The sequence below is a fragment of the Paenibacillus sp. EB106-05-06-XG162 genome (assembly GCF_058791655.1).
The window spans coordinates 446138-464072 of sequence record NZ_JBYTDT010000001.1 but is presented as its reverse complement, the minus strand read 5'-3'; the positions used below and the strand labels follow the sequence as shown (position 1 = coordinate 464072).

Genomic DNA, 17935 nt, shown 5'->3' with positions numbered 1-17935 from the left:
TCAAATCAGCTCCTCAATAATGTTCTCAATCGCTTCTCTAGGGTTCGCAGCGGTCGTAATCGGACGACCGATAACAACAAAATCTGTCCCTTGTTCAAAAGCTTGCTTCGGTGTCATGACACGCGTCTGATCACCAAGCGCACTGCCCGCAGGACGAATGCCAGGGGTAATCGTCTTGAAGTCGCTGCCGCAAGCTTCCTTGATCATTTCCACTTCTAGCGGTGAAGCCACGACTCCGTCAAGGCCCGCTTGCTTCGTGAATTTGGCATAACTAACAACGGAATCTGCGACCGATCCCGCGATGCCTATCTCGTTGTTCAGCATGTCTTGGCTTGTACTAGTAAGCTGTGTCACAGCGATGACGATAGGCTTGTCTAATGCAGGGTTCTCTTCTAATGCTTCATTCACACCTTGCATAGCCGCAGCCATCATCTCTACGCCGCCTGCTGCGTGGACATTAATCATGTCCACGCCAAGCTTCGTAATACTGTTCGCACCGCTCTTTACCGTGTTCGGAATATCGTGCAATTTCAAATCTAGGAATACTTTGTAGCCTAGTTCCTTCAGCTCGCGCACGAATGCAGGGCCTTCAGCATAATAGAGCTGCATGCCCACCTTCATATAACAAGGAATACCCTGTAATTGTTGTAATAGCTCACGCGCCTCTGACGCTTTCGGATAATCGAGCGCGACCATAATGCGACCTGCTACTTCATCTCGATGACTCATCGTTTACGGCTCTCCTCCTTGTTTTTATTTCGATCATTCATCTTCGAACTGCTGATCAAGGCTGATCTTATTGACCGTGGAATGCTGGCATGCTGCGAGTTGAGAAATTGATTGACTCGAGCATCTCTAGCAATGCGCTAACCGTATCTAGCGATGTCATACATACCACACCGTTCTCAACCGCTTCGCGGCGAATCCGGAATCCATCACGTTCAGGGGTCTTCCCTTTCGTCAATGTATTGACAACAAAGTGCGCCTGTCCATTACGAATCATATCCAGGATGTTCGGTGTGCCTTCGCTTAGCTTGTTCACGTTCGTTACGATCATACCAGCATTTTCAAGCGCTGCTGCCGTTCCGCCTGTTGCAATGATTTTGTAGCCCATATTGTAGAAGCCGCGTAGAATCTCAACCGCTTCATCTTTATCCTTATCCGCTACCGTTGCGATGATCGCACCTGTTGGTGGGATACGCATGCCAGATCCCACAAGACCTTTGTACAATGCTTTTGCATAATTCACATCGCGGCCCATAACTTCCCCTGTCGACTTCATTTCCGGTCCAAGGGTTGGTTCAACACGGCGCAATTTCGCGAAGGAGAATACCGGCACTTTTACCGATACATAGTCATCTTCCGGCCATAATCCATCGACGTAACCAAGATCCGCAAGCTTCGTTCCGAGAATCGCCTTCGTTGCGAGATTCGCCATTGGGATGCTCGTTACTTTGCTTAGGAACGGTACCGTACGGGATGAGCGCGGGTTCACCTCGATCACATACACTTGATCTTTGAAGATGACGAACTGGATGTTGACCAATCCGATCGTTTTCAGCTCTTTGGCAATCTTGATTGTAATATCAATCACTTGTTGTTTCAAGTGTGGCGCTAAATGTTGTGGTGGATACACCGCAATCGAGTCACCGGAGTGAACCCCTGCGCGTTCGATGTGCTCCATAATCCCCGGAATCAATACCGTCTCGCCGTCACAGATGGCGTCAACTTCCACTTCTTTACCTAACATATAGCGGTCGATCAAGACCGGATGGTCTGGGTTGATCTTCACCGCTTGCTCCATATAGCCGAGCAATTCTTCATCGGAGTATACGATTTCCATCGCACGGCCGCCAAGGACGTAAGATGGACGTACGAGTACCGGGTAACCAAGACCTTGCGCGATGGTTACAGCTTCGTCTACCGAAGTAACTGTGCTGCCTTGTGGTTGTGCAATATTTAAGCGGGACAGAAGGGCTTCAAATTTCTTACGGTCTTCCGCCTCATCAATGCTCTCTAAGCTTGTTCCTAGGATGCGCACGCCAGCTTTCGATAGCGGTGCTGCCAAGTTGATTGCCGTCTGGCCACCGAATTGTACGATAACGCCAATCGGTTTCTCTTGCTCGATTACGTTCATCACATCTTCGAAGAACAACGGCTCGAAGTAGAGTCGGTCAGATGTATTAAAGTCTGTCGATACGGTCTCTGGGTTATTATTGATGATGACAGCTTCGTAACCTGCACTTTGGATCGCCCATACCGCATGTACTGTCGAGTAGTCAAACTCAATCCCTTGACCAATCCGGATTGGACCTGATCCAAGTACGACGATCTTCTCTTTTGGCGTCTCGATCACTTCGTTCTCTGTCTCATACGTTGAATAGTAGTAAGGTGTTGTCGCTTCGAACTCTGCTGCGCACGTATCAACCATTTTGTATACAGGCTTCAAGTTGTGCTCAAGACGGAAGCTGCGTACATCTGCTTCTTGCGTCATCGACAGCTCAGGGTTCGCGTTGCGTCTGATCTCTGCGATCGAACGGTCTGTTAAGCCTTTGCGTTTCGCTTCATACAAAGTCTCGTAGCTGAGGTTCGTCTCTTGTGCGATCAACGCTTCGAACTTCACAATACCTTCGATTTTATCAAGGAACCACCAGTCGATTTTTGTTAAGTCTTGGATTTGCTGCAGCGTGTAGCCTCTGCGGAAAGCTTCTGCCACCAAGAACATACGCTCATCGTCCGGCTTCTCAAGACGTAGGTTCAGCGTTGCTTCATCCAGCGTCTCAGCATCCTTCAAGTAGATGCGGTTCACACCGATCTCCAGGGAACGAACTGCTTTGTGAATCGATTCTTCGAATGTCCGGCCAATCGCCATGACTTCGCCTGTTGCTTTCATTTGCGTGCCGAGTTTACGGTTCGCGGAGATAAATTTATCGAACGGCCAACGTGGAATCTTCGTTACAATGTAGTCCAGTGTTGGCTCGAAGCATGCATAAGTTTGGCCCGTAACCGGGTTAATAAGTTCATCTAATGTATAACCTACTGCGATTTTCGCTGCCATCTTCGCAATCGGGTAGCCCGTAGCTTTGGAAGCGAGTGCCGAAGAACGGCTGACACGCGGATTTACTTCAATGACATAGTATTGGAAGCTGTGCGGGTCTAGCGCGAACTGCACGTTACATCCGCCTTCAATATTCAATGCTCGAATGATCTTAAGCGATGCGGAACGCAGCATTTGATATTCACGGTCAGACAAGGTTTGGCTTGGCGCAACGACGATACTATCGCCGGTATGTACGCCAACCGGGTCGAAGTTCTCCATGTTACATACGACGATACAGTTGTCGTTCGCATCACGCATAACCTCGTATTCGACTTCTTTCATTCCTGCAATACTTTTCTCGATGAGACATTGGTTGATAGGGCTGTAACGAATCCCTGAAGCAACCGTCTCAAGCAGTTCTTCTTCATTCGCACAAATCCCGCCGCCTGTACCGCCGAGTGTATAAGCAGGACGAACGATGATCGGGTAGCCGATTTCATTTGCGAAATCAACAGCTTCTTGCACTGAAGTTACGATTACACTCTCAGGCACAGGCTGCTCAAGCTCACGCATTAAGTCGCGGAACAAGTCACGATCTTCCGCTTTCTCAATCGCTGTCAGCTGTGTACCGAGCAATTTCACGTTCTCGCGCTCAAGTACGCCTGCCTTCGCAAGTTCAACCGCCATGTTCAGACCTGTCTGTCCGCCAAGCGTTGGAAGCAATCCATCTGGACGCTCTTGACGAATAATCTGCGTTACGAATTCAAGCGTAATCGGCTCGATGTATACTTTATCAGCCATGTTCGTATCTGTCATGATGGTGGCTGGGTTACTGTTGATCAAGACAACTTCGAGACCTTCTTCTTTAAGTGCTTGACAAGCTTGTGTACCAGCATAGTCGAACTCTGCTGCTTGCCCGATCACAATCGGACCGGAACCAATGACGAGAATCTTCTTCAGTTCAGTATTTTTAGGCATATTATAGATCTCCTTTCATGGCAGCGACGATTTCAGCTTGACGAGGTGCCTTTGGATTTGCAGCTTTATGTTCACGGATCATCTCAATGAATTGATCGAACAAGTAGCTGTTATCGTAAGGTCCTGGTGCAGCTTCCGGATGGTATTGAACCGTGAATACTGGGTATTTCTTATGTTTTAATCCTTCAATGGACTTATCGTTGTTATTGATGTGTGTCACTTCGAGCTCTGTACCGATAATGGAGTCCTCAAGCACCGTATAGCCGTGATTCTGCGAAGTAATGAAGCAGCGGTTCGATGCAAGCTCTTTAACCGGATGGTTACCACCACGGTGACCGAACTTAAGTCGTGTCGTATCTGCGCCGCAAGCGAGTGCGAACAATTGATGTCCTAAGCAAATGCCGAAGATTGGGTACTCACCAAGCAATTCCTTAATCGTTGCAACGGCATGCGGTACATCTTTCGGGTCCCCAGGGCCGTTAGACAATTGAATACCGTCTGGTTTCAGTCTGCGAATTTCTTCTGCTGTTGTATCGTGAGGCACAACCACCACATCACATCCGCGTTTCGTTAACTCGCGTAAGATCCCGCTCTTCGCGCCATAGTCGATCAATACGATACGCTCGCCGTCGCCAGGGCTGCTAAAGGAACCTTTGGTCGAAGTACGTGCCACTTGGTCGCGCATCATCTCAGACACACCTAACATTTCTTTCAACTCTTCTACAGGCATATTACCCGTTGTCAGAATTCCTTTCATTGTTCCGTGATTACGTAGGATACGTGTCAACATCCGTGTATCAATCTCGCTGATCCCCACAATGCCGTACTCTTTCAATAAAGAATCTAACGTATATTGTGCACGCCAGTTACTAGGCACCGGCTCATGACGGCGTACGACGAAGCCATGAATGTATGGACGGATGGACTCGAAATCGTCACGTGTAATCCCGTAGTTTCCGATCAATGGATGTGTCATAGTAACGATTTGTCCACAGTAGGATGGGTCAGAAATAACCTCTTGGTACCCTGTAATCCCTGTATTAAATACAACCTCACCTGTCGACTGTCCCTCTGCACCAAATGCTTTCCCAGTAAACAGTGTGCCGTCTTCTAACAACAATCTTGCTTGCATTCGTAACACAACCCTTCGAGTAAAATAAAACCTAACATGATAATTATACTTTATTTTGCATACTTATGCATAGCTACATACGAGCTATATTTATGAAAAATTTATTATTCTGCTGACCAAACCAGCTTACCATCGACGATTGTCGCTACAGGCCAACCTTTTAATTGCCAATCTGTGAATGGCGTATTGCGTCCTTTGGATAAGAATGTCTCTGGATTTACGGCTTGCTCAGACTCTAAATCTACGATCGTAATATCTGCGATGGCTCCAATTTCAAGTTTCCCTGTCTCAAGTCCGAATACTCGTGCTGGATCCGCAGTCATACGTTTTACGAGGAAGTCTAATGTCCATTTGCCTGTTGCGACGAATTTCGTATATAGCAGTGGGAAAGCCGTCTCAAATCCTACGATTCCGAATGGTGCGAGCTGCATCCCTTTGGCTTTCTCTTCTTGGCTATGCGGTGCATGATCCGTAACGATCATGTCGATTGTTCCATCTTCCAGCGCTTCGATACAAGCTTGTACATCACGCGGAGAACGAAGTGGCGGGTTCATCTTCCAGTTCGCATCCATACTCGGAATATCTTCTTCCGACAACAAGAGGTGATGCGGGCATACCTCAGCGGTTACTTTCACACCGAACTGCTTCGCTTGGCGAATCAAGCGAATCGATTGCTCTGTACTCACGTGGCACACATGATAGTGTACGCCTGTTGCTTCAGCTAGTAAGCAGTCGCGACCAACATGAATCGCCTCGGATTCATTCGGAATGCCTTTCAGACCATGTTTCTTCGCAAAAGTTCCTTCATTCACTGCCGCGCCAACCACAAGAGATTCATCTTCACAGTGCGCGATGACCGGCATATTCATGGAAGCCGCTAAGGTCATCGCATCCTTCATCATTTGTGCGTTCTGTACGCCGACACCATCATCTGTAAATCCGATGGCACCCGCTTCTTTGAGCGCTGCGAAGTCTGTTAACTCGCGACCTAATTCATTCTTCGTGATCGCTGCATAAGGCAGTACGCGGACGATACCTTCTGTCGCAGCTTTATCGAGGACCAATTTGATCGTCTCAGGTGTATCGATGACTGGGCGTGTATTTGGCATGCATGCGATTGTCGTGTACCCGCCTTTTGCTGCGGAACGTGTTCCCGTCGCAATCGTTTCTTTATGTTCAAATCCTGGCTCTCTTAAATGCACATGCATGTCGATAAATCCAGGGGCAACCAGTTTGCCCGCTGCATCGATGACTTCACCGCTTACTTCAACCTCTGATCCTGCATCTATGATTCCGGTTACCCGGTTATCTTCAATCGTAATATCCTTTAGTTCCAATTCTCCTGCTGCATTCAATACGTTTGCGTTCTTAATGATCAATCCCATCTGTCAACCCGTCCCCTCTGCTTCTATTTAAATGCCCGTTCCATAACCGCCATGCGAATCGGTACGCCGTTCGACATTTGCGGGAAGATCCGTGAAGTCTCACATTCTACAAGTTCATCATCAATTTCAACGTTACGATTTACTGGTGCTGGGTGCATGATGATGGCATGCTGTTTCATGCGGGCTGCGCGCTCGACCGTCAATCCATACTGTTCACGGTAGTCATCCGCGAACTTCATCATGCGGTTCGTGTGACGCTCAAGTTGTACGCGAAGCATCATGACCACATCTGCTTGTAGCGCTTCTTCCATCGATACATACGTTGCATGCTCAGCAAGTTCAGGTGCTTGCATGCTTTCTGGTGCGCAGAAGTTCACTGTAGCTCCGAAATTCTTCAATGCCCACAGATTCGAGCGTGCTACACGGCTGTGCTGAATGTCTCCGATGATCGATACATTCAAACCTTGTAGGCTACCGAATTGCTTACGCATCGTGTACAAGTCGAGTAATGCTTGCGTTGGATGCTCGTTGTTGCCATCCCCTGCATTAATGAGCGGGATGCTCAATTTCGCAGCCAATTGCGGGAGAACACCGATCGGCTTCAAGCGAATGACGCCTGCATCAATGCCCATCGACTCAAGGGTCCGTACCGTATCGTAGATGGATTCGCCTTTCTCCATGCTCGATGCCGCTGCTGCGAAGTTCAGCACTTGTGCACCAAGACGTTTCTCAGCCATTTCGAAGGAAAACCGTGTTCTCGTACTATTCTCAAAAAACATATTTGCAACAAAGTGATCTTTCAACACGGGGTTCAGTTTGTTAGGCTGGGCTTCCCAATATGCCGCCCGGTCTAGGATGGATTCAATTTCGTTCTTGCTTAAGTCATGTAATCCCAACAAACTGCGTTCTTTAATGCTCGATGCTGTTAATGTCATTCGAATGACCCCCTATGTTGAATGATGGATACTTGGTCTAATCCGTCATATTCTTGCAATGAAACGCTGATTTCTTCCATTTTGGATGTCGGTACGTTCTTACCTACGAAATCCGCTCGAATCGGAAGTTCGCGATGTCCACGATCTGCGAGGACGGCGAGTTGTATCGATTGCGGTCTTCCTTTGTCCATGATCGAATCCATGGCTGCGCGAATCGTGCGTCCGGTGTAAAGCACATCATCGAACAGGATGATCTTTTTGTTATGAATCGGGAATGCTTGCGGAGGTTCTTGGAACTTCGACTCGCTTGTCTTCGTGTTCGCCTCGCCATCTTCATTCAAGAGATCGTCGCGATAAGAAGTAACATCGAGCTCACCAATCGAGATTGTCGTACCTTCGATCTCACTGATTCGTTCCGCAATCCTTCTTGCGAGGAACACGCCCCGCGTCCGAATTCCGACGAGTACACAATTCTCAATGCCTTTGTTCTTCTCCAGAATCTCATGGGCGATCCGAGTTAATGCCCGTCTGATCGCTGTCTCATCCATAATGACAATTTCCTCTGCATTCGTCATTTCGCTGCCTCCTTCATCGCTTAGCACCCCAACAAAAAAACTCCTTGCCCGAAAGCAAGGAGTTGTCGTTAGTCGTTCTCATATAGAAGCATGCCCTACCGACCCGTCTGTTCATACGCGGAACAGGACGGACGATTCAGTAGAATCATCCTTCTTAGACGTTTACCTTGCCAGCCTCACGGGACTGATTTAAAGGTGCTATTCATTTAACAAGAATTATCCCACTTTACTATTCACTTGTCAACATGGTTGTCGAAAAATCATCTTTTGATCACGATGCTCCTCAGGAAGCGATTTCGACATCGAACCTTGCGTTCACCCTCGAACTCCGGTACTCATGTAGGTTTCGCCTACATTCGTGTCCTCATTCTTCGGGTTCTCGCAATCTAAGCTTATACTTACGAAGCAAGTTTTCTTCGAAAACTCTTAGGTACTGAAAAGCTGATTTTTCGATTTTTATTTAAGTTAAAACTCAAACTCAACATCCGTTAATCTGCGCTTGATTTCTTCAATCACGCGTTTCTCGTCCTCGATGCCATTCGCAATGAACGTAACCGAGAAACGTACGAAGTGTCCTGCATCTGTCCAAGGTACAGTGGAGATTAGTTTTTCACGGATAAGGTACTGTGAGAAGTCCTCCGCTGTCTCGAATTGCTGTCCACCTTTAATGCCTCTAGGCATCTCTACATACAAGAAGAAGGAGCCTTTTGGCTTGCTTGCTGTGAATCCGATCTCATTCAATGCCGCAACGAGCAGATCATGACGACGCGAATACTTTGCAGCAATCTCTTCTGTTAATTGCGGGTTATCTAGCCCGTATGCCGCCGCTTTTTGAATCGCGATAAATTGACCGGAATCATTGTTATCTTTTATATCGCTAAATGCTTTCACAATCAATGGATTCCCTGCAACGAACCCAATCCGCCATCCTGTCATGTTATACGATTTCGAGAGGGAATGAAGCTCCACGCCTACATCCTTCGCACCTGGAACAGATAAGAAGCTAAGCGGCTTCAATCCGTCATAGGTCAAAGCTGCATACGGCGCATCATGTACGACAACAACATCGTTTTTCTTCGCCCACCCGACCACTTCGGTAAAGAATTCAACTGTAGCGCTCGCGCCCGTTGGATTGTTCGGATAGTTCAAATATAGGAGCTTCGCACGACGCGCGATGTCTTCCGGAATTTCATTTAGTTTCGGCAAGAAATTGTTCTCTTTCAACAACGGTACAGTATAGACCTCACCCCCTAAATATTTCGTATGTGTACCTAAAATCGGATATCCCGGCACAGTCATAATCGTGATGTCACCTGGATTAATGAAGCATGAAGGCAGCATAGCGAGCGCTGGTTTTGATCCAATCGAGTGTACGATATCCGTCTCAGGATGAATGCCTTCCACTTGGAATACATTCTTCAAATAACGAGCCGCTGCCTCTTTGAACTCCGCGATCCCGTTATCCGCATAACCACGGTTTTCTGGCTTGGCCGCTTCTTCCGCGAGTTTCGCCACGATACCTGCTGGCGCCATTTCGTCCGGTTCTCCTACGCCCATGTCAATGAGTTCAACATCTGGAAATGCTTTTCTTGCTGCGGCCTTAGCACGCTTGATCTTCTCGAATTTATAAATTGCTGTATCTTTACCATAGTTTTCACCGCCAATACGGCTTGCGAAGCTCTTCTGGATATACGTTTCTTGATATTGTTCAATCGTCATCATCTTACCTCTCCTTTAAAAGAAAAACTCGTATCTTATCATATACCTCACTCCTGACTAATAATGAAGAAAATCCATCCCAAAAGGAATGGATTTTTCTTCTGAACATTTGTACTTTCTCGTTAACGCGTGCGAAGCCGATCCAGTAAATGCTCCATATCTGCTGGTAAAGGCGCTTCAAATTCCAAGTATTTCTCTGTCATTGGATGCACGAACCCAAGAACTGCTGCATGCAAGGCTTGTCCGTCCATTTGCATTCCTTTACTGCGACCATACATTGGATCCCCGACAAGCGGATGACCGATAAATTTCATATGGACACGGATTTGATGCGTACGACCGGTCTCGAGCTTCAATTCAACCATCGTATAGTCCCCGAACCGTTCAAGCACGAGAAAATGCGTTACGGCATGCTTGCTGTTCTTATCCGTCACGGTGTACATCTTGCGATCGCCCGCATCCCGTCCAATCGGTGCATCGATCGTCCCATGATCATGCGCAATATTCCCATGCACAATGGCAATATATTTGCGTGTCACGGAATGATCTTTAAGCTGAGCAGCTAATGAAGCATGCGCTTGATCGTGCTTGGCGGCCATCAGCAGACCTGAAGTATCCTTATCAATCCGATGCACGATACCTGGACGCAGCTCGCCGTTAATCCCGGATAGATCCTTGCAGTGATACATTAATGCATTCACGACCGTCCCTGAGGAATGCCCTGGCGCAGGATGAACAACCATACCGCGGGGTTTGTTGATAACGACCACATCACGGTCTTCATATGCAATATCTAATGGAATGTCCTCCGGCACAATATCCACCGGCGATACCTCAGGGATTGTTAGGGTAATACGATCTCCTTCAGCCAACTTATAATTCGATTTGACTGCCCGTCCATTGACTAGTGCATGTCCATCCTGAATCCAGAGCTGGATCTGCGAACGAGATACATTATCTTCTATAGACTCGGTAATATACTTATCAATACGTTCCTTATGATCTTCAGCGGTTACCGTCCATTCCTGAACGTCAGCCTCTAAACCCATTTGCTCTTGCTGTTCACTCATTGCTGTTCCTCACTTTGTATCGGAAGTTCTTTTTCTTTGTCTTTGCTAAAGAATAAGGAATCGATTAAGACCAGAATGACCCCAATCACGATACCCGAATCTGCAATATTGAAAATTGGGAACGAATAGCTACCAAAGTTAAATAATAAGAAATCGACGACTTCCCCATGCAGAGCACGATCCCAAAAGTTGCCGATCGCTCCTCCGAGAATCATACCTAGACCCGTTAATAGTGCTACACTGCCCGTTTTACGAACGTGGCGCATATACCAGACAATCGCGCAGACGACGACTGTGGTAATAATCAGGAAGAACCAACGCTGCTCCTGCAAAATCCCGAATGCCGCACCGCGATTCCGATGCGATGTAATGAGAAAGAAGTTCCCTATAACACTAATCTCATCCCCGATTGTTAATTTCGTAGCAATGATCCATTTCGTTACTTGGTCTAGAATAAGCACAATAAGTCCGATTAGAAAATAAATCACTTTGTAAGTCACCCCGATCTGATCTATAGACACGAGTCACCGCGAGTCGGCTTCTCTTGTCCTTCGTTATTGTAGCATAGCCTAAAAGTAATCGTCCAATATCCCCGCACAATAATTACCGCCGTTAAAAAACCCGCTTCCCGCACAACCTAACTTCATCATAGCTAAGCTGAGCAAGGGATCACTTCTCACTAAGGAGCTGGTATTACCGATGTCACAGAAATCGCACTTATCTTCTTCCCAATTCAGATCACTTCAACAAGCCCTTCACAGGATGAAAAAGGATCTTGAACAACGACTCGATCAGAGCAGCCACCTCGGATTAGCCGAGTCTATGCGAGACAACACAGGCGAGCTGTCCACCAACGATAACCACCCTGCAGATCTCGGTACCGAAATGTTCGAACGCGGTAAGGACATCGCCCTGCTCGAAAATGAAGAACGACGGTTAGCTCGTGTGAATATGGCGCTTGAACAGATGGAGCAAGGCGATTATGGCATATGCCATGAATGCGGCAAACCAATCCCTTTTGACCGGTTACAGGCCATCCCTTATACGCTCTATTGTGTCCAGCATTCGCCAGAACAAGCCTTATCTGAGAATCGCCCGATCGAAGAGCAGTTCCTCAATCCACCATTCGGACGAACAAGTCTCGATGACCAAGAAGATCAGAATGGATTTGACGGCGAGGATGCTTGGCAAATTGTCGAGAGCTGGGGAACCTCCAATACACCGGCGATGGCGGAAGGCAACAATGTTGATGATTATGATGAAATGGCTATTGAAGCTTCGGATGAATTGGATGGCTTCGTCGAATCTTACGAAAGCTTCATTGCAACCGATATATTTGGCCAAAATGTATCCGTCGTTCGTAACAAGCAGTATCATAAGTACCTTGAAGAACACGAAGGTGAGCCGTTATTAGAACCGGATATTGTCGTTACCGAGGATTAGTCATTTAAGCACCTGCAGTGCTAATACGTTTTTCCTTCGAGTTGTCGCTGTACTACACGAACCAAATCAGCGATATAGTCACCAACAATCGGTAAATTCAATAGGTTCAACCACTGCAGGATATAGACGATCGTTGCTGCGAATACGGAAAATCCAATCGCAATCCCGACCCCTTTCGCGATTCCCGAGAGAACATTCAACCAAATTAACCGCCAAGGCTTGAGCAGCAGCTCTGTATATTCCGCAATACGCGCCTGTTCCATGCTCTGTGCAATCGCATCGATTTGCAAATGCATCTTTTCCAGTATTTTCTCCAAGTGATTTAATTCTTGCTCATCGTTCTGGACACGTGACAACCGTCTCACACTCCATAATGAAAATAAACAAAAAACGAGCTCAAGCGCTAGCAGAATGTTCAATCGCTAACTTGAGCTCGCCTTTGTTTCATGCTTGCTATTTCATTATGCCCGGAAAACCGGTAATTATTTCTCGATGTGAATTCCTATGGATTTCTCACCAAGTTCCACGTTCTCCATACCGCTAACTTCACCGAATTGAACTTCTTCCACCAACACATTCTCACGAAGAACATGTTCGAATGCGGTAATGGCAGCCTGGAGCTCCTCATCAACACGTAACGTTAGATTTACGCGCTTCTCGATAGGTAGATCAAGCTTCTTCCGTGTGTCTTGGATCGCACGAACGACCTCGCGTACCCAACCTTCTTGCTCCAATTCCGGTGTAATATCCGTGTTAAGTGCGACAGTAATTTGATAGCCTGAAGCCGATGCAAAGCCTTCTTTGGCTTGCTTCTCAATCAGCAGCTCTCCACTCGTAATATCAAGCGTATCGCCCTCTGCTGAGACGAATGCTAACTTACCTTGCTCGACAATGTCACGCGCAGCTGCTACGTCCAATCCCTTCAGGTACCCTTGGATTGCTCCAACATTCTTACCGTACTTCTTACCCGCTACTTTCAAGTTCAGCTTCAAGTTGAAGTCGACGAAGCCGTTATCACTTGTCTCGATGCGGATTTCTTTGACGTTGATCTCATCTTTGATGATCGCTTCGTAGCCCGCAAGGTCAAATGCACGATCCATCGATACGATCAATTCGGACAGCGGTTGACGCGTCTTAATGCTCGTCTCGTTACGAACGTTACGCGCAAGCTCAACTATTTGACGTGCCGTCTCCATATCTTGCTCCAGCTGTGCATCGATCAACGCAGGATTCGCTTGCGGATAATCATCCAAATGCACGCTTTCCTTCGTACCGCCAAGGTTGCCGTATACTTCTTCCGCAACGAGCGGCACATACGGTGCGATGAGTAAGGACAGGTTCAAGAGTATGTTACGAAGCGTTTGATACGCTGAAATTTTATCTTCTGTCATTTCGCTGCCCCAGAAGCGGTCACGCGAACGACGGATATACCAGTTACTCATCTCATCCACAAAAGTCTCGATCGCTTTCGCAGGGTTCAAGAAGTCATTCACTTCAAGCCCTTTGCTAACGAGCTGCATTAAGCTGTTCAAACGGGACAAGATCCAGCGATCCAACTTGTTCTGCGACGAACGCTCAGGGTGTGCTGCAGGATCATATTGATCAATATTGGCATAGAGCGCCAAGAATGCATGTGTATTCACGATGGTATCGATCACTTTGGATTTCGCTTCAGCCACGATTTGCTTCGAGAAGCGTTTCGTGTTCCAAGGCGCACTATCGGATAGTAACGCCCAACGGAATGCATCTGTTCCGAATTCGTCGATGATTTCCCATGGGTCGATAACGTTCCCTTTACTCTTCGACATCTTCTGACCGTTCTCATCTAGGATATGACCCGTCGATATAACCGCTTTGTAAGGTGCTTTCCCGTTATACAACGTGGATACAGCCAGCAAACTGTAGAACCAACCGCGTGTCTGGTCGACCCCTTCACAGATCATATCTGCAGGGTACTGCTCTTCGAATTCCTTCTCATTCTCGAATGGATGATGATGCTGTGCGAACGGCATCGATCCACTATCGAACCATACGTCGATCACTTCGGAAGTCCGTTCCATCACGCCGCCATCACAATGCGGGCAATGTAATTTCACTTCATCGACGTAAGGCTTATGCAATTCAAGATCTTCAGCAATCGGGGATACCGATTTCGCGCGAAGGTCTGCATGGCTGTTCGGTGCATATTCGCCACGGCATGAATTACATACCCATACGTTAAGCGGCGTACCCCAGTAACGATTCCGGCTGATGTTCCAATCCACGAGGTCCTCAAGGAATTTACCAAAACGTCCTTCACGGATATGACCAGGGTACCAGTCTACACCATTGTTGTTCGCGATCAACTGATCCTTCACCGCTGTCGTCTGAATGAACCAGCTCTCCATCGCATAGTAGAGGAGTGGTGATTTACAACGCCAGCAGAATGGATAGCTATGCTCATATTTCTCTTTGGAGTAGAGCAATCCGCGTTCCGACAACATTTTAACGATATCAATATCGCAATCCTTCACGAAACGTCCTGCAAAATCTGTCACTTCATCCGTATAGCGACCCGATGCGTTCACCACATTCAGCATGCTGATATTGTTCTGACGGGATACACGATAGTCATCTTCCCCGTGTGCTGGTGCGATATGAACAATCCCTGTACCGCTCGTATCACTAACGAAATCTCCAGCGATCACGAAATGACCGTTCTCAACACTAACGTAAGGCATTGGCGGCGTATATTTGAGACCAACCAAATCGGAACCAAGGACGGTTGCTACGATTTCGTATTCACCCTTGATCGCTTTCTCTACCAAGTTCTTCGCTACGATGAGTACTTCGCCGTCCTGCTTCACCTTGACATATTCCATCTCCGGATTCACAGCAAGTGCTACGTTCGAAGGCAATGTCCAAGGTGTCGTCGTCCAAGCGAGAATTGCTTCCTCTTGATCCTTCAATCTGAATTTCACCGTTGCCGATAGATCTTTCACATCTTCATATCCTTGCGCCACTTCATGAGAGCTCAGCGTCGTCTGACAGCATGGGCAATACGGGCTCACGCGATGTCCGCGGTAGAGAAGTCCTTTCTTGTGAATCGTGGACAGAATGTTCCACACGCTCTCAATATAATTGTTCTCAAGCGTAATGTACGGATGATCGAGATCTGTCCAGTATGCAATCCCTTCCGTTAATTCACGCCATTGCTTCTCATACTCGAATACACTCGCTTTACATTTCTTCACGAATTCTTCGATACCGTAGTTCTCGATCTCTTGCTTACCGGAGATGCCAAGCTGCTTCTCTACGCCAAGTTCAACCGGCAACCCATGTGTATCCCAACCTGCTTTACGAACAACACGGTAACCTGACATCGTCTTATAACGGCCAATAAAGTCTTTGATTACGCGACCCAATACGTGTCCAATATGCGGCTTACCATTCGCTGTAGGTGGTCCTTCGTAGAATACGAAGTTCGGTTTACCCGAACGATTCTCGATTGATTTTTTAAATGTCTGCTCTTCGTTCCATTTGCCAAGTACACGCAGTTCACGTGTGCGGGCCTTTTCTTTGACATCAATTTTACGCATGGCTTACAACCCTTTCTTCGTTACAGATAATAAAAATAAACACCAAAAAACCCCATCCCCAAAAAGGGACGAGGTTCGCTCGCGTTACCACCCTTGTTCCGTCTGTGAGTGCTATGAATCAGCATTCATCAGAACGGCACCTTCGTCATGCAATACCCGAATTACTCAGACCACTGCAGGTTCCTGTTAACGGTGGAAAGACCGGCTCAGCTTACTTCGGTATACGGTTCAGCTTCGCTTCTCCGGGATGATCTTCCGCCAATCCTGTCCGCTGGCTTGCACCGACCGCCAACTCTCTGGTGAACATGGATCTGACATACTGTTCCCATCAACGAACATACATTTTATAAAATATATTACAAGATAATATATCCTCTTTGCTCCGAATTGTCAAACCCATCATCGAAGCCATTCATCAAGGCATATATCTTAATAGACTTCATTCGCCTCCCGCTCACGCTCAACAAGGAGATTATCTTGGTTCCGGTTCTCTAACGCTTCCCATCCGTCTTGGCTAAGCAATTCCAATTGGGCTTCCACTAACGTACGGAAACGTGCACGATAAATGGACGCTTGCTTCTTCAGCTCGTCCACTTCCAGCGCAATACGACGCGACTTCACTAAGGATTCGTTCACAATGCGATCCGCGTTCTTCTCAGCTTCCTTAAGAATCAGCTGCGCTTCCTTCTTCGAATTATGCTTCACTTCATCTGCCGCTTCCTGTGCGACGATGATTGTCTTACTCAGTGTCTCTTCGATATTCGAGAAGTGATCTAATTTCTCTTGCAGGGAGAAAATTTGGTTCTGCAGTTCTTTATTCTCACGAATAATGGACTCATAGTCCTTAATTACTTGATCAAGGAATTCATTCACTTGATCTTCGTCATATCCGCGCAGTCTGCGGCCAAACTCTTTATTATGTATGTCTAACGGGGTTAACGGCATCCTCTCTGCACCTCCAATAAAGTCAACAAACCTTGTTTCTATTGCCTATTCATTTCGACAAGAACTCTAAAATTCCTGCAATCGATCTACACGAATTTACCGATTTTCACACGATTCCTGCCCTTTTTCGTTACGCCATCGATCTCAAGAACTTTAAAACGGCCTAAGCCCTGCATAGAAACAACGTCCCCCACTTTAAGCGGCTTCGACGGATCCTCCTCAACCTTCCAATTGACACGACAACGGCCCGCCTTAATGGGTACCACAATCTTCGTACGACTGATCCGAAAGGCATCACTCGCAATCCCATCTAGGCGCAAAGAAGCCACCGTCAAGTTCATCTCCTCCAATCGTGAAGTGCTTGTCTGCAGACTTTCGATCGGAAAAATTTCGGTCTGAACTTGAATCCGGTGAACTTGGCGAAGTTGTATATTGATATAATTACTAATCTCCTCTTCCACTATACAATGACATCCGGATGGGAGTACATGAATATCCCCGATCTTATCCCGCTTCATACCGAGCCCTAGAATAGAGCCCATATAATCGCCATGATCGAGTTCGATGAATTTCTGGTCACCAGAAGTCACGGAGAGTACGGCCAGTCCCATCTTCTCGCTCTCCAAATGCCGATAATCCGGAGCGATGAAGGCGCGGCGTCTCTCTGCCTCAGGGTATCCCCCATCAAATCTTACTGCAACATCCGGATGCCGATTCACCAAGGTCTGGACGATGAAAGCTTGTCTTGGATCTAGAAAATCGGTGAGCTTGGCCTCATGATATTCCCCTGCATTGGTAACCCACTCCGACGCCCGGTCTACAAAAGGCCTCTCATCCGGATGAAAATGATTGTAAATGTCACTCATAGAAGGTTCACCCTGGGATAATGAAATGAACGACTGCAATGATACCCTGAATGACAAATTGCAGAACGAACAACGCAACAACCGGTGAAATGTCTAGCATGCCTCCGATTGGCGGAATAATTTTACGAAACGGGTTCAAATACGGCTCGACCAGCTTCGCAAGCAAATTCCCGACAAAGCTCTCGCGCGCATTAGGCACCCAAGAGAGTAATACATACACGATGATCATGTATAAATAAATCTGTCCAATCATGGAAATGTAGTAATCA

At 47.1% G+C, this 17935-nt stretch carries 15 protein-coding genes and 1 other annotated feature; of the genes, 1 reads left to right on the top strand and 14 read right to left on the bottom strand.

Annotated features, from left to right (window positions below):
- From pyrF to lspA, 9 genes are all read right to left on the bottom strand, one after another.
- Entirely contained in the window at window positions 1-729 is a 729-nt protein-coding gene (pyrF, locus tag AC3WU2_RS01745) for an orotidine-5'-phosphate decarboxylase (RefSeq protein WP_492450735.1), read from the bottom strand.
- Window positions 730-796: 67 nt separating this feature from the next.
- A complete protein-coding gene (gene carB, locus AC3WU2_RS01740; RefSeq protein ID WP_492450734.1) occupies window positions 797-4018 on the bottom strand; it encodes a carbamoyl-phosphate synthase large subunit in 3222 nt (1073 codons plus the stop codon).
- Between the two features lies 1 nt (window position 4019).
- Entirely contained in the window at window positions 4020-5150 is a 1131-nt protein-coding gene (locus AC3WU2_RS01735) for a carbamoyl phosphate synthase small subunit (protein WP_379342699.1), read from the bottom strand.
- A 104-nt stretch (window positions 5151-5254) separates the two neighbouring features.
- Complete coding sequence (gene pyrC / locus AC3WU2_RS01730) at window positions 5255-6535, bottom strand: dihydroorotase (protein ID WP_492450730.1); 1281 nt, start codon at window positions 6533-6535, stop codon at window positions 5255-5257.
- Window positions 6536-6558: 23 nt separating this feature from the next.
- Window positions 6559-7470, bottom strand: a complete 912-nt coding sequence (locus AC3WU2_RS01725) for an aspartate carbamoyltransferase catalytic subunit (protein WP_492450727.1) — start codon at window positions 7468-7470, stop codon at window positions 6559-6561.
- The gene (gene pyrR, locus AC3WU2_RS01720) at window positions 7467-8045 is read right to left on the bottom strand and encodes a bifunctional pyr operon transcriptional regulator/uracil phosphoribosyltransferase PyrR (RefSeq protein ID WP_492450724.1); all 579 of its coding nucleotides are present in this window, start codon (window positions 8043-8045) and stop codon (window positions 7467-7469) included. The genes AC3WU2_RS01725 and pyrR overlap by 4 nt, the downstream gene beginning before the upstream one ends.
- Before the next feature lie 465 nt (window positions 8046-8510).
- Window positions 8511-9764, bottom strand: a complete 1254-nt coding sequence (locus AC3WU2_RS01715; protein WP_492452149.1) for an LL-diaminopimelate aminotransferase — start codon at window positions 9762-9764, stop codon at window positions 8511-8513.
- Between the two features lie 122 nt (window positions 9765-9886).
- Window positions 9887-10834, bottom strand: coding sequence for an RluA family pseudouridine synthase (locus AC3WU2_RS01710; protein WP_492450721.1), 948 nt, complete (start codon window positions 10832-10834; stop codon window positions 9887-9889).
- Window positions 10831-11322, bottom strand: a complete 492-nt coding sequence (lspA, locus tag AC3WU2_RS01705; RefSeq protein ID WP_026263894.1) for a signal peptidase II — start codon at window positions 11320-11322, stop codon at window positions 10831-10833. The genes AC3WU2_RS01710 and lspA overlap by 4 nt, the downstream gene beginning before the upstream one ends.
- A gap of 211 nt (window positions 11323-11533) precedes the next feature.
- On the opposite strand from lspA, the gene AC3WU2_RS01700 reads away from it, so the two are divergent.
- Window positions 11534-12277, top strand: a complete 744-nt coding sequence (locus tag AC3WU2_RS01700) for a TraR/DksA C4-type zinc finger protein (protein ID WP_018756660.1) — start codon at window positions 11534-11536, stop codon at window positions 12275-12277.
- A 20-nt stretch (window positions 12278-12297) separates the two neighbouring features.
- Here AC3WU2_RS01700 and AC3WU2_RS01695 read toward each other — a convergent pair whose 3' ends face one another.
- From AC3WU2_RS01695 to AC3WU2_RS01675, 5 genes are all read right to left on the bottom strand, one after another.
- On the bottom strand, window positions 12298-12573 hold the full coding sequence (locus tag AC3WU2_RS01695; protein WP_245583798.1) for a DUF5665 domain-containing protein: 276 nt from the start codon (window positions 12571-12573) through the stop codon (window positions 12298-12300).
- Between the two features lie 186 nt (window positions 12574-12759).
- Entirely contained in the window at window positions 12760-15855 is a 3096-nt protein-coding gene (gene ileS / locus AC3WU2_RS01690) for an isoleucine--tRNA ligase (protein ID WP_492450717.1), read from the bottom strand.
- Between the two features lie 61 nt (window positions 15856-15916).
- Window positions 15917-16196: a binding site (T-box leader), on the bottom strand.
- 88 nt (window positions 16197-16284) lie between these two features.
- On the bottom strand, window positions 16285-16800 hold the full coding sequence (locus tag AC3WU2_RS01685; protein WP_379342682.1) for a DivIVA domain-containing protein: 516 nt from the start codon (window positions 16798-16800) through the stop codon (window positions 16285-16287).
- Window positions 16801-16886: 86 nt separating this feature from the next.
- On the bottom strand, window positions 16887-17666 hold the full coding sequence (locus AC3WU2_RS01680) for a YlmH family RNA-binding protein (RefSeq protein ID WP_492450714.1): 780 nt from the start codon (window positions 17664-17666) through the stop codon (window positions 16887-16889).
- 7 nt (window positions 17667-17673) lie between these two features.
- Window positions 17674-17919, bottom strand: coding sequence for a YggT family protein (locus AC3WU2_RS01675; RefSeq protein WP_040674986.1), 246 nt, complete (start codon window positions 17917-17919; stop codon window positions 17674-17676).
- Between the last annotated feature and the right edge of the window lie 16 nt (window positions 17920-17935).

What these genes read in the sequence shown, in the direction of transcription:
- pyrF (WP_492450735.1), bottom strand. Translation starts at nt 729, where the DNA reads ATGAGTCATCGAGATGAAGTAGCAGGTCGCATTATGGTCGCGCTCGAT.
- carB (WP_492450734.1), bottom strand. Translation starts at nt 4,018, where the DNA reads ATGCCTAAAAATACTGAACTGAAGAAGATTCTCGTCATTGGTTCCGGT.
- AC3WU2_RS01735 (WP_379342699.1), bottom strand. Translation starts at nt 5,150, where the DNA reads ATGCAAGCAAGATTGTTGTTAGAAGACGGCACACTGTTTACTGGGAAA.
- pyrC (WP_492450730.1), bottom strand. Translation starts at nt 6,535, where the DNA reads ATGGGATTGATCATTAAGAACGCAAACGTATTGAATGCAGCAGGAGAA.
- AC3WU2_RS01725 (WP_492450727.1), bottom strand. Translation starts at nt 7,470, where the DNA reads ATGACATTAACAGCATCGAGCATTAAAGAACGCAGTTTGTTGGGATTA.
- pyrR (WP_492450724.1), bottom strand. Translation starts at nt 8,045, where the DNA reads ATGACGAATGCAGAGGAAATTGTCATTATGGATGAGACAGCGATCAGA.
- AC3WU2_RS01715 (WP_492452149.1), bottom strand. Translation starts at nt 9,764, where the DNA reads ATGACGATTGAACAATATCAAGAAACGTATATCCAGAAGAGCTTCGCA.
- AC3WU2_RS01710 (WP_492450721.1), bottom strand. Translation starts at nt 10,834, where the DNA reads ATGAGTGAACAGCAAGAGCAAATGGGTTTAGAGGCTGACGTTCAGGAA.
- AC3WU2_RS01700 (WP_018756660.1), top strand. Translation starts at nt 11,534, where the DNA reads ATGTCACAGAAATCGCACTTATCTTCTTCCCAATTCAGATCACTTCAA.
- AC3WU2_RS01695 (WP_245583798.1), bottom strand. Translation starts at nt 12,573, where the DNA reads ATGCATTTGCAAATCGATGCGATTGCACAGAGCATGGAACAGGCGCGT.
- ileS (WP_492450717.1), bottom strand. Translation starts at nt 15,855, where the DNA reads ATGCGTAAAATTGATGTCAAAGAAAAGGCCCGCACACGTGAACTGCGT.
- AC3WU2_RS01685 (WP_379342682.1), bottom strand. Translation starts at nt 16,800, where the DNA reads ATGCCGTTAACCCCGTTAGACATACATAATAAAGAGTTTGGCCGCAGA.
- AC3WU2_RS01680 (WP_492450714.1), bottom strand. Translation starts at nt 17,666, where the DNA reads ATGAGTGACATTTACAATCATTTTCATCCGGATGAGAGGCCTTTTGTA.
- AC3WU2_RS01675 (WP_040674986.1), bottom strand. Translation starts at nt 17,919, where the DNA reads ATGATTGGACAGATTTATTTATACATGATCATCGTGTATGTATTACTC.